General features: G+C 70.0%; 12 protein-coding genes. 8 read left to right on the forward strand and 4 right to left on the reverse strand.

Annotated features, from left to right (window positions below; translation table 11 throughout):
* Positions 1-71 precede the first annotated feature (71 nt).
* The 5 genes from pcaH (at position 72) to AMIS_RS18050 (ending at position 4,942) form a co-directional block, all read left to right on the forward strand.
* The gene (gene pcaH / locus AMIS_RS18030) at positions 72-821 is read left to right on the forward strand and encodes a protocatechuate 3,4-dioxygenase subunit beta (RefSeq protein ID WP_041829875.1); all 750 of its coding nucleotides are present in this window, start codon (positions 72-74) and stop codon (positions 819-821) included.
* Positions 818-1,381 carry a protocatechuate 3,4-dioxygenase subunit alpha gene (gene pcaG, locus AMIS_RS18035; protein WP_014443782.1) on the forward strand — a complete coding sequence of 188 codons (564 nt, stop codon included), beginning with the start codon at positions 818-820 and terminating at the stop codon, positions 1,379-1,381. The genes pcaH and pcaG overlap by 4 nt, the downstream gene beginning before the upstream one ends.
* Entirely contained in the window at positions 1,378-2,586 is a 1,209-nt protein-coding gene (locus tag AMIS_RS18040) for a lyase family protein (protein ID WP_014443783.1), read from the forward strand. The genes pcaG and AMIS_RS18040 overlap by 4 nt, the downstream gene beginning before the upstream one ends.
* 2 nt (positions 2,587-2,588) lie before the next feature.
* Entirely contained in the window at positions 2,589-3,707 is a 1,119-nt protein-coding gene (pcaDC, locus tag AMIS_RS45090; protein ID WP_014443784.1) for a bifunctional 3-oxoadipate enol-lactonase/4-carboxymuconolactone decarboxylase PcaDC, read from the forward strand.
* Positions 3,708-4,063: 356 nt separating this feature from the next.
* Positions 4,064-4,942 (forward strand): SCO6745 family protein, encoded by an 879-nt coding sequence (locus AMIS_RS18050; RefSeq protein WP_014443785.1) that lies wholly within the window; start codon positions 4,064-4,066, stop codon positions 4,940-4,942.
* A gap of 204 nt (positions 4,943-5,146) precedes the next feature.
* Here AMIS_RS18050 and AMIS_RS18055 read toward each other — a convergent pair whose 3' ends face one another.
* Together AMIS_RS18055 and AMIS_RS18060 are read right to left on the reverse strand one after the other, a co-directional pair.
* Positions 5,147-6,250, reverse strand: a complete 1,104-nt coding sequence (locus tag AMIS_RS18055) for a lytic polysaccharide monooxygenase auxiliary activity family 9 protein (RefSeq protein WP_014443786.1) — start codon at positions 6,248-6,250, stop codon at positions 5,147-5,149.
* A gap of 156 nt (positions 6,251-6,406) precedes the next feature.
* Entirely contained in the window at positions 6,407-6,796 is a 390-nt protein-coding gene (locus AMIS_RS18060; RefSeq protein ID WP_014443787.1) for a hypothetical protein, read from the reverse strand.
* A 150-nt stretch (positions 6,797-6,946) separates the two neighbouring features.
* On the opposite strand from AMIS_RS18060, the gene AMIS_RS18065 reads away from it, so the two are divergent.
* The 3 genes from AMIS_RS18065 (at position 6,947) to AMIS_RS18075 (ending at position 9,495) form a co-directional block, all read left to right on the forward strand.
* Positions 6,947-7,504 carry a DUF2087 domain-containing protein gene (locus tag AMIS_RS18065; RefSeq protein WP_014443788.1) on the forward strand — a complete coding sequence of 186 codons (558 nt, stop codon included), beginning with the start codon at positions 6,947-6,949 and terminating at the stop codon, positions 7,502-7,504.
* 147 nt (positions 7,505-7,651) lie between these two features.
* A complete protein-coding gene (locus tag AMIS_RS18070; RefSeq protein WP_014443789.1) occupies positions 7,652-8,320 on the forward strand; it encodes a hypothetical protein in 669 nt (222 codons plus the stop codon).
* Complete coding sequence (locus AMIS_RS18075) at positions 8,317-9,495, forward strand: PrsW family intramembrane metalloprotease (protein WP_014443790.1); 1,179 nt, start codon at positions 8,317-8,319, stop codon at positions 9,493-9,495. Before AMIS_RS18070 ends, AMIS_RS18075 begins: the two co-directional genes overlap by 4 nt.
* A 160-nt stretch (positions 9,496-9,655) precedes the next feature.
* Here AMIS_RS18075 and AMIS_RS18080 read toward each other — a convergent pair whose 3' ends face one another.
* A complete protein-coding gene (locus AMIS_RS18080; protein ID WP_014443791.1) occupies positions 9,656-10,852 on the reverse strand; it encodes an MFS transporter in 1,197 nt (398 codons plus the stop codon).
* 99 nt (positions 10,853-10,951) lie between these two features.
* Complete coding sequence (locus AMIS_RS18085) at positions 10,952-11,881, reverse strand: LysR family transcriptional regulator (protein WP_014443792.1); 930 nt, start codon at positions 11,879-11,881, stop codon at positions 10,952-10,954.
* Positions 11,882-11,976 lie beyond the last annotated feature (95 nt).

The raw sequence follows: 11,976 nt of genomic DNA on the forward strand, positions 1-11,976 counted from the left end.
ACCCCCTTCCGTTGAATGGAAGAAGATTATCGCCGGATCGGCACCAGCCGCCTAGCGTCCGGAGCGTGAACATGGAGTCGTCACAAGCTGACATCAACCGGGAGATCGAGGCAGCGGCGCAGCAGCCGGGCGGACCGCAACCGAAGATCGACTATGCCCCGTACCGCAGCTCGATCCTGCGGCACCCGAAACAGCCGGCGCACCTGGTCGACCCGGAGTCGGTCGAGCTCTGGGCGCCCGCGTTCGGCCACCGTGACGTCGCGGTCGACGAGGCCGATCTGACCATCCAGCACGCCGGCACCCCGATCGGCGAGCGGATCGTGGTGACCGGCCGGGTTCTCGACGGCGACGGGCGCCCGGTGGCGAACCAGCTCGTCGAGGTGTGGCAGGCGAACGCGGCGGGCCGGTACCGGCACCAGCGCGACCAGCACCCGGCGCCGCACGACCCGAACTTCACCGGGGTCGGCCGCTGCATCACCGGGCCGGACGGGTCGTACCGGTTCCAGACCATCAAGCCGGGGCCGTACCCGTGGCGTAACCACCTCAACGCCTGGCGGCCCGCGCACATCCACTTCTCGCTCTTCGGCCACGACTTCACCCAGCGGCTCGTGACCCAGATGTACTTCCCGGGCGACCCGCTCTTCGCACTGGACCCGATCTACCAGTCGATCACCGATCCTAAAGCCCGCGAGCTGCTGGTCGCCGCGTACGACCACGACGTCACCACCCCGGAGTGGAGCACCGGCTACCGCTGGGACATCGTCCTGACCGGCACCCACCGCACCCCGCTCGAGAGCGACACTGAGGAGCACGACGCATGAGCGCCGTTCCCGGACAGACCGTCGGCCCCTTCTTCCACCTGGGCCTGGAATATCCGCAGATGAACGAGCTGGTCCCGCCGGCCAGCCCGCGGGCGGTCCGCCTGCACGGCCGGGTCACCGACGGCGAGGGCAATCCGGTCCCGGACGCCGTGATCGAGATCTGGCAGGCCGACCCGCAGGGCGCCGTCCTGCGCACGCCGGGCTCGCTGCGCCGCGACGGCTGGACGTTCACCGGCTGGGGCCGCGCCGCCACCGACCCGGACGGCCACTACCAGTTCTTCACCCTGGAGCCGGGCGCGACCGAGCCGGATCGGGCCCCGTTCTTCGCGGTGACCGTCTTCGCCCGGGGTCTGCTCGACCGGCTCTTCACCCGCGCGTACCTGCCGGACCACCCGGACCTGCTGGCCGGCGACGCGCTGCTGGAGTCGGTCGCCCCCGAGCGCCGCGCCACGCTGATCACCCGTCGCGAGCCCGGCGGCCTGGTCTTCGACATCCGCCTGCAGGGCGACGGCGAGACGGTGTTCCTGACCTACCCGCGTCTGCGTGACTCCTGGGCATGAGTCCGGTGAGTGACCTCCTCTGGCCGGGGGACCACCGGGCCGGCCGGATCTTCGACGACAGCGCGGTCCTCGAGGCGATGGTCCGGGTCGAGGCCGCCTGGCTGAGCGCGCTCGTGCTGCACGGGGTGGCCGACCCGGCGGCCCGCGACGACCTGACCGGGCTGATCGGCCCGGACGACGTCACGGCGGTGGCGCGCGACGCCGAGGCCGGCGGTAACCCGGTGATCCCGATGCTGAAGCTGCTCCGGGCCCGGCTCGGCGAGCGCAACCCGGTCGCCGCGCAGTGGCTGCACAAGGGGATGACCAGCCAGGACGTGCTCGACACCGGTCTGATGCTGTGCCTGCGGGACGCGCTCACCCGGATCCGCGCCGACCTGCGGGACCAGATCGCCGCGCTGGTCCGGCTGGCCGGTGAGCACCGGGCCACACCGATGGCGGGCCGCACGCTGACGCAGCACGCCGTTCCGATCACATTCGGCCTCAAGGCGGCCACCTGGCTGACCGGCGTGCTCGACGCGCGGGACCGCCTCGCGTCCGCCGCCGACCTGCCGCTGCAGATCGGCGGCGCGGCCGGCAGCCTCGCCGCGCCGGTGGCCCTGGCCGGATCGCCGGCCGTCGTCGCCGACCTGGTCGAGGCCACCGGGGACCTGCTCGGGCTGCGGGTCCGCGATCCCTGGCACACCGCGCGGGCGCCGTTCACGGCCGCCGCCGACACGATGGTGACCTGCACCGACGCGTGGGGGCGGATCGCCAACGACATCCTCGTGGCGGCCCGCCCGGAGATCCACGAACTCGCCGAGGGCGCGGTCGCCGGCCGCGGCGGCTCGTCGGCCATGCCGAACAAGCAGAACCCGGTGCTCTCCATCCTGGTACGCCGTGCCGCGCTGGTCGCGCCACTGCTCGCCGCCACCGTGCACGCCGGCGCGGCGGCCGCCGTCGACGAACGCCCGGACGGCGGCTGGCACGTCGAGTGGTCCGCGCTGCGCACGCTCGCCCGGCACACCGTCACGGCCGGCGCGCAGACCGCCGAACTGCTCGGCGGCCTGCGGGTGGAGACCGCGTGGATGACCGCGAACCTGACGGCGGCCCGGCCCGGGATCGACGCCGAGCAGCGGTCGATCGCGCCGGACGCCGCACCGGACGAGCCCTACCGGGGCGCCACCGACCAGATCATCGACGCGGTCATCGCCCGCGCCAAGGAGTGAGCATGCTGAGCGCCACCGTTTTCGCCGAGGCGCCGGACCGGCCGTTGTTGCTGCTGGGCCCGTCCGTGGGCACCAGCGTCGAGGCGTTGTGGCGGCAGTGCGCGACCCGGCTCTACGGCCGTTACCACGTGGTCGGCTTCGACCTGCCCGGACACGGCGGCAGCGCTGCTGCGCCCGGACCGTTCACGGTCGCGGACCTGGCCCGGTCGGTGCTCGACCTGGCCGACCGGATGCGGCCGGACAGTTCTTTCCTGTACGCCGGTGACTCCCTCGGCGCCGCGATCGGCCTGCAGCTGCTGCTCGATCATCCGGGACGGGTGAGTGCCGCCGCGCTGCTCTGCACGGCCGCCCGGATCGGCACCGCGGAGATGTGGCACGAGCGGGCGGAACTGGTCCGGTCCGAGGGCACCGCGGCGGTCGTCGCCGGCTCGGCCGACCGCTGGTTCGCGCCGGGCTTCGCCGACCGCTCGCCGCAGGTCGCGGAGCCGCTGCTGGACGCGTTGCGGGCCGTGGACGACGCCAGTTACGCGTACGCCTGCGAGGCCCTGGCCGGCTTCGACGTGCGGGACCGGCTCGCCGAGATCGCCGCGCCGGTGCTCGCCGTCGCCGGCGCCGCCGACAAGCCGACACCGCCGGACGACCTCGCGCTGATCGCCGACGGCGTGGTGCACGGCCGCCTGGTGGTCCTCGACGGCGTCGCCCACCTCGCGCCGGCCGAGTCACCGGAGGTCGTGGCGTTCCTGCTGGACCAGCACTTCGACCCGGAACGCTCGGCCGGGATCGCGGTGCGGCGCGAGGTGCTCGGGCCGGAACACGTGGACCGGGCGACGGCGGGGACGACCGCGTTCACCCGCGACTTCCAGGACCTGATCACCCGGTACGCCTGGGGCGAGATCTGGACCCGTGCGGGCCTGGCCCGCCGTGATCGTTCGCTGATCACGTTGACTGCGCTGATCGCCCTCGGTCATCACGAGGAGCTGGCGATGCACGTGCGGGCGGCGCGGACGAACGGTCTGTCGGTGGAGGAGATCAAAGAGGTGATCCTGCAGACGGCGATCTACTGCGGGGTGCCGGCGGCGAACACGGCGTTCCGGATAGCGCAGCGGGTCCTGGAGGAGTAGCGGATCGCTGCCTGCGCCGTCCTGCGCTCCGGTCGCCGGGGTCGCGTCCTGCGGTCCCCGGGTTCGCAGATCTTGGAAACGTCGAGGCCGGCTGGCGCTCAGCGCGGACAAACCGGGCGCGCCACAGCACTGTTAGCCAGCCGGGCCAAACGAGCTGGTTAACAGTGCTGTCGCCGGTGTGCTCGGACAGCACGGAGCACCAGCCGGACCAGCCGGACCAGCTGGACCACAGTGTCGTCGCGCCGGCGGCTGCGTGCGCTGGCCGCCCGCGTGGATGTCAGCGGGGGACTGCGCTCCCGGCGTACCCGGTGATATGTGTTGCTTTTGAGGTTGCATTTCTGTGCTTTCATCACCGGATGACTGGTAGCACGGCCGACGGGCTTGCCCGGCAACTGTGGCGGATCGTGGAACCGTTGCACGCGATCCTCTACTACGCCCCCGAGGTCAGTGAGGAGGCGGCGAAGCTCGGGTACGACGTCGAGACCCGCTGGCCCAGCTACTTCGCGTGGCGGGCGGCACCGCTCGGCGCGGCCGGGCCGGTGGCGGTGTCGTCGGCGTTCTACAGCTTCAGTCCCGCGCTCGTGTCCCGTTTCATCCCCGCGGCGTGGCAGGTCAGCGACCCGGCCACCGTGCTGGAGCGCCGTCTCGTCGCGGTCGACCGGGCGCTGCGCGGGCTGCTCGGCGACACCGCGGTGGGCAGTCCGGAGGTGGCCGAGGCGGCGCGGCTCGCGCGGCGGGCCGCGCAGTCCGCGACCACGGCGGGCCGTCCGCTGGCGGCCGCGAACGCCGATCTGCCCTGGGCCGCGGAGCCGCACCTCGTCCTGTGGCAGGCCGCCACGATTCTGCGGGAGCATCGCGGTGACGGGCACGTGGCGGCGGCGCTGGTGTCCGGGTTCGACCCGTGTGAGCTGCTGGTGTCGTTCGCCGCGGTGGGGGCGGCTCCGGAGTCGGTGTTCGCGAGCCGGGGCTGGACGCCGGACGAGTGGGATGCGGCCCGGGGCCGGCTGGAGTCCCGTGGCTGGGTCCGGTCCGACGGCACGGCCACCGAGCGGGGTGTGCAGGCGCGGGGTGAGCTGGAGCAACGTACCAGTGAGCTGGCCGCCGGACCGTGGCAGGCGCTCGGCACCGAGGTGGGCCGGTTCGTGCAGCTCGCGGGACCGCTGGCCGGGCGGATCGCGGCGTCGGGGGTGCTGCCGCGGCAGAGCACGCTGGGGTTGAGCGCGGCGCGCCAGTGACGGCCGGCAGGGGATGACGGGGAACGAGGTGGGGCGGCCTCGCTCCCCGTCGATGGAGTACACAGCACTGGCGTGGACGGAGCCGTTGCCACGCGGGTGGGCTTTGCCTCCGTTTCCTGGGGATGATGTGTTGGGGGACGGGCGGAAGCTGGGAGCGCTCCCATTAACGTCAATGTAACAAAGTTCGATGTCTTACGCGAGATGTCACGTGGTGGCGCTGCAGCTGACCGTCGGCGCGGACGGCGTCCCGGATCCGAGGAAACCGAAGCTGGTGCTCGCCCCCGCCGCCACGCTGCCGTTGTAGCTGACGTTCGTGGCGTTGACGGCGTTTCCGCTGGTCGTGAGCGTGGCGTTCCAGGCCTGCTGGATCGGGGGAGTGCCGCCGAAGGCCAGCGTCACGGTCCAGCTCTTGATCGCCGCGCTGCCGGCGGTCACCTTCACCTCGCCCTGGAATCCGCCCGACCACTGCGAGGTCACGCCGTAGCTCGCGGAGCACGCCCCGGTGACCGGCGGCGTGGACACCGACGGTGAGACCGACGGCGACACGGACGGTGAGACCGAGGCCGAAGCGGAGGGTGACGCCGACGCGGAAGCGGACGGCGACGCCGACGGCTGGCTGCCGCCGAAATTGACGTCACTGCAGAAGTAGTACGACTGATCCAGGTGGCTGGCCTGCCAGATCGTGTAGACCATGGCGCGCCCGGACCGTCCCGACACGCTCACCGGGATGTCGATCTGAACCCCGTTCGACTGCTGGTGGGTCCAGTTCGCCGCCGGCGTGTTCGGCACCGTGGTGATCAGCTGAAGATCCGACCACTTCAGCGGAGTGGTCACCGGGTTGTAGCCCGGCTTCGTCACATAGACACGGATGTAGTCAGCGCCATGCCGGGCGCCGTCGAAGAGCTGCACCGTGAAGGAGTTGCCGATCGACGTGGCCTTCCAGTCACCGACCGTGTCCATCGCGTTGTACCGGCCATTCTCCGTGTGACCGGCGCTGCACAGCTGGCCGTCCGGGATGGCGGTCTCGTGCTGACCGGCCACATTCTCCCGGAACAGTCCGTTCCAGTTCCACATCGCGTTCGGATTGGCCTGCCAGGCCTGCCAGCACATCGGATCCTCGGTCGCCATGGCCGGGTCCTGGAACTTCGAACCCCACCGCTCGTAGCAGCCGTAGTTGCGCGAGGCGGGACCGATCACGTTGCCGTGCGCCGCGGCCGGGTTGCCGGGGGCGATCAGCACGGCGAGAGCCGCGAGAAGGGCAGCGGCAAAAGCAGAGATCAAGAGCTTGTTTCGTGCGGGTGAGGACATGTGCGCTCAGCACTCCGGAAGATCGGGCCGTCACACGGTGACGGCCGACTGCGATGGATTCGCCGGGAGCTGCCCGTGCTCCCGTGACCGCGTGGCTCCGGCGGCTGCGCTGTGCTGCCCAGACTGGCTGAGTGATCGACCAAAGTCAATAAGTGCTCACGCGTACCCGATCGTCCAGTTCTCCCCGTCGCCGGTGCCGCTGCAATGGTCGTCCCCGGCCGCCTCGACACAGACCCGGAACAGGACCTTCCGGTTCTCCCCGAAGTCATGATCGAAGGTGACCGTCACGCCGACCGTGTCGCGTCCCCGGTGCGTGCCGGACTGGAATGTGCCGTCGGCCCGGATGTACTTGTACTGCACGTAGGCGCGCCCGCCGTCCGCTGACTGCTTCGTGACATGGAAGGTGTCACCGGCCGACGCGAAGTGAGCTTCGGCGAGAACGTGACTGTTCTCGTCGTACACCCGGGCCAGCGCATCCAGACTCGACGCGGCAGGCGCGGCACCCAGGGTGAGAGTCGCCGTGATGGCGGCGATGGGAGCCAGCATGATGCCTCCAGGGATCGCCGATGCGGCACGGCGGATCCGCCGCGTCGCCCGAACCGGAGGTTCTCTGATGATTACCCCGGGAGGGCGGGTCTATGCGGATGCCGCGTTTATTCGGATGCTGTGGGATGGTGTCCCGCTTACGGTGCAGGGATGTCCATTGCCGCCGCGCGCGCCGCTGACCTCCTGATGCAGTTGTCCCGCCCGGCACGGTTGCGGGCCTTCGCCGAACTGGTTCGCGCCGGCTCCGACGGTGCGACGATCGCCGAGCTGTCGATCTATCTGGACCAGCCGAAGCCCGAGGTCGCCGAGTTGCTCGGTCGACTGGTCGGGGCGGGGCTGGCCGGCGGCACGGGGAACGGCGTTTTCCGGGTACGGGCTGACGTGTTGCGCGAAGCGGCGCAGTTGCTGGACCGGGAGCAGCCGATCAACGCGCTGTTGATTGATTTTCCGCAACTCAAGTCGTATTTCTCGCACGGCAGGTTGACTGGACTGCCGCCCACGTTGAGTGACCGGTATCAACAGATCGCCGAATTGTTCGCCCGTTTTCTGGCTGTCGAGGGCGTGCTCACCGAGGACGAGGTCAACGCCAGGATCGCTCCGGTCGCTGACGACGTGGCCGCAGTGCGTCGCATGCTCGTCGAGACGGGCTGGCTGGAGCGCGATCGTGCGGGTAGGTCGTATGGATCGGCGCGCCTGCCGACCAGTTGATCCGTATGACGCCCGTCGTGTCGGCAGTGCTGCCCAGTTCGCCACGCATTGTCAGTGAGCGTTAACACGGTGGCAAACTCCCAGGTCGCGAACGTGCTTTTCCGCTGTTAGCGTCGTGATCAATTTCTGTGGGGGGCAGACGACTACATGACGCAGACGTACGTATCAGATCCGGCCGACGCGCAGCGCTGGCAGGAGAACTGGGTTCCGGTCGACCGGCGCCTGCTCGGGCTGGACAAGCGGACACTGCTGCCGGCCGCAGTGGTCCTGCTGCTGTTCGCGGTCGCGGTGTGGATCCTGCCGGCGATCAACAATCGGGTGACGGTCGAGGATCCCGTCGTCGCCGGTGACGTGATCCAGGTGGGCTCCGCGGTGGAGTTCGTGCCGGCCGTGGGCGCCAACCTTCTTCTCGGCCTGCGGAAGGGACAACCGGGTCCGGGCGGCGAGTACCCGTCGACGGCGGCGGTGTCCTATCAGGGCACCGTTTTCGAGATCATCACTGACACCTACGACGGCACGCCGGCGCAGCTGCTGGAGCAGATCAAGAAGAATGACGCGGGACTACGCGTACCGGATGGTGGTGGTCTGCATGTCACCAGCGAGCCGGTGACGATCACCAACGCCGCCGGCGAGCACGGCGTGGCCGCCCACTACGACGGCACGCAGTCCGTCGGACTGGTTGCCGCGTTCGTCTTCGGCGGCACCGGCGTGGAGATCGAGATCGTCGGACCGCAGCAGGTGCAGGACAACGTGACGCAGCAGATCGCTGCCATGCTGCGGTCGGTGCGGTCGATCGCCCCGGGAAGTGGATCATGACGACGACGTCCGAACCGGTGCCCGTGGCCGTACCCGAACCGGCGATCGCCGCCCGGCAGGCCGCGATCGAGCGGACCGGCTGGGGTAACCCGGTGTACCTGTGGCAGCCCCGCAACGCCGCCTTCTGGCTCTACCTGTACCTCGTCGGCTACGGCGTCTGGCGCCTGTTCGGCCAGGTCAACTACAGCGTTCGCCTGTACGCGCCGGCGCTGGCCGCGAGCACCATCATCTTCGCCCTCTACGGCGTGCTGTTCTGGTGGTTCACGACCCGCATCGACCGCTACTCGCGGCAGCCGCTGAAGCTGATCGTCGCGGCGTTCGTGTGGGGTGGCTTGGCCGCGCCGTGGGCGATCGCGCTGTCCGGCAACTCCGCGTTCGTCGACCTGCTGCAGAAGTGGTTCGGCCAGGACTTCGGGTTCGGTCCCGCGTTGAGCGCGCCGATCTTCGAGGAGCTCGGCAAGGGCGCCGCGGTGCTGTTGCTGCTGTTCATCGCGCCCCGGGTGGTCCGCACCGCCTACGACGGGTTCATCCTGGGGGCGTTCGCCGGTCTGGGCTTCGAGGTCTTCGAGGACATCTTCTACGCCCTCAACGCCGCCCCGGCCGAGTTCGGTTCGAATCAGATCGGGGCCAGCCTGCACACCGTCGGGCTCCGGCTGCTGAGCGGCTTCTCCTCACACATCCTCTACTCGGCGGTCGTCGGGGCCGGTGTCGTCTACCTGGTCGGCACCGTGGCGCAGCGCCGCCGTGCCGGGCTCGGCATCGGGCTGATCCTGACCTCGATGCTGCTGCACGGGCTGTGGGACAGCGCCGGCGGTTACAGCAACGGCGTGATCGCCTCCGCCGTCATCATCCTCAGTCTGCCGGGGTCCTTCGCCGTCGTCATCGCGGTCTTCCACCTGACCGTGCGTCCGGAACGCGCGGCGATGCGGGACGTGATGCTGCCGGAGGCGGAAGCCGGGGTGATCACCAGTGAGGAGCTCGACGCCCTGGCCGGTGGATGGAAGCAGCGCCGGGCCTACCGCAAGGCGGCGCACGGCAAGGCCGACCGGCGAGCCCGTCATCACCGGCTCGAAGCCGCTCACGACCTGGCCGATCAGCTCGCCGTTTCGGCCGGCGCCGACAGCGCCGGAGTCCGGCACGCTCGTTCCGAGGTGGCCCGGCTGCGCGCTGCTTGACCGGCGTCATCAATGACGATCGCGGACGTTACCCGGGCAGCCGGGAAACGTCCGCGATCGTCTTTCATGTTGATGCGCCCGACAGGCAGAGGTCGAGTTGACTTGAGTGGTCAATGTTCGTCTCAAGTCAACGTGCCCGTCTCAAGTCAACACATGTGGTTCAGTCAACCTGGGTGATGTTGAGCCGCGGCGCGTCTCGGGGGACCACCATCACCATCACGACGGCCAGGATCGCCGCCACCACGCCGAGCAAGCCGAGCGCCGGGCGCAACCCGCCCACCGCCGCACCCACTCCGGTGATCAGGATCGGGGAGAAGAACTCACCGATGAACAGGGTGCCGGTCCACAATCCCGTACCCCGGCCTCGTTCTTCGAACGACAATCCGTTGGTCGCCCAGGTCAGCAGCGTGGGCAGCAACAACCCGGTGCCCGCGCCGGTCAGCACCGCGCCGATCGTGATCACCGGGACCGACGGCGTCGCCGCGATCACCAGGAATCCCGCCGCTGACAGTCCGAAAGCGATCGGCAGCAACGTCCGCGGAGTCTGCCCCGACAGCTTCGCGAACGAGCCGGCCGCCACGGCGGTGGCCAGCGACATCAGGGCACTCAGCGCGCCGATCGTGGCGGTCGCGGTCACGCCGACCTCGTCCAGCACGAACGACAGTTCGACGATCAGCGCGTAGAACACGACACCGCCGGCGAGCGTGACCAGGCACGGAACGCGCAGCTGACGCCATGGGATCGGCGGCAGCGCGGCGGACACGGCGGGGCGGGCCGGCTGCCAGATCAGCATCGCCATCGGGACGGCGAGCGCGACGGCCACCGTGTAGAGCCAGAACGGCGTCCGCCAGCCGGACGAGCCGAGGGCGCCGCCGAGACCGAGGAACACGGTCGCGGAGACCGACGCGAGCAGGGTCTGCATGCCCAGATAGCGGCTGCGGCGCGGGCCGGACCAGTAGTCGGCGATCAGCGTGGTGCAGCACGTCATGATCGCGGCCTCGCAGAGTCCGACCAGGACGCGGCTGCCGATGATCGCAGGGAGTGAGTCCAGGTAGAGCGGGGCGGTGCCGAAGATCGAATAGCCGACCATGGCGGCGACCAGCACCCGTTTGCGGTCGATGCGGTCGGCGATGAAGCCGGCGAACGGGGCGGTCAGGCCGATGATCAGGGCCGGCACGGTGAGGACGATCGGCACCAGCGCATCGGCGCCGGGGACGCCGGCGAAGTGGTCGGTCATCTGCGGCAGGACCGGCGCGATCAGCACGGCGCCGAGGACGGACAGGCAGCTGCCCGCGAGCAGGAGCACCAGCTGGGTGAGGCCGGCCTGACGTATGGGTGTGGAGGCGGTGAGAGACAAGGGAGAGCCTTCCGGTGGTCCAGGTCACACTCGGTGGCCCCGACTATGGGCGGCGCTCCCTCTCCGGCGGAAGAGCGATTCGCTGATGCCGGGCATCACTCAGAATGATGGCCACAGCAGATCGGCGGCTTCGATCATCAGCTGGCGGAACCACGCGTGCACCGGGTCGTTGGTGTTCATCGGGTTCCACCAGAACGACTCGTTGAGGGTGACCACGTCGAACGGGCACTCCAGGATGCGTACCCCGGCGATCGGCGCCATCAGCGTGGCCAATCGTTCCTGGATGACCGCGACGCGCCCGGTGCCGGCGACCAGGAACGGCATCTGCATGAACCCGTCGACGACCACGTCGACACGCGCTTCGATCCCGAGCATGCGCAACTGCCGGACCGCCGGGGCGAACGCGGTGGGGCGGTCGAAGAGGACGACCCACGGCATGTGCTTCAGCTGGACCAGGCTGAGCGATTCTTCGACCTGCGGGTTGTCTGCGGAGACGATGCAGACCCAGCGGTCCTCGTAGAGGTCCAGATGGGGCAGTCCGGTCACGAAACCGTACGGGATGATCAGGCCGTCGGCGGTGCGCAGCGTGTCGGCGGCATGGTCGACCGCGGTCGGGGTGGTCTGTTGCAGCCTCAAGCGTGCGCCCGGCGCCCGTTCGGCGAGCATGCGGGCGAGGATCGGCCCGAGGATGGCGGCGGCGTAGTCGGACGTGACGAGGGTGAACTCTCGATCCAATTCGGACGGGTCGACCTCGGTGGTGGAGTCGAAGACCCGGCGCACCCCGGCGAGCGCCGGACCGGTGAGCGCCGCGACCCTGCTGGCGAGCGGGGTCAGGTCGTACCGGTTACCGACCCGGACCAGCAGCGGGTCCCCGAAATGCCTGCGTAGCCGGCTGAGGGCGCCGCTCACCGCGGGCTGGCTGAGGCCGAGGAGCTCGGCGCTGCGGGTCACGTTGCGCTCGCGGAGGAGCGCGTCGAGGGTCACCAGCAGATTCAGGTCCAGGTTCGCGAGCATGCGGTCGACGGCCATCCGGCCACTATAAGCGTGACCAATGGCAGCCATCACCAAGTCGAGCTTCCCTGATACCCCTCGACGGCGGGACAGTGGTCGCCATCACAGCGGGA

It is taken from the genome of Actinoplanes missouriensis 431 (genome assembly GCF_000284295.1).
In the GTDB taxonomy this organism is placed as follows: domain Bacteria; phylum Actinomycetota; class Actinomycetes; order Mycobacteriales; family Micromonosporaceae; genus Actinoplanes; species Actinoplanes missouriensis.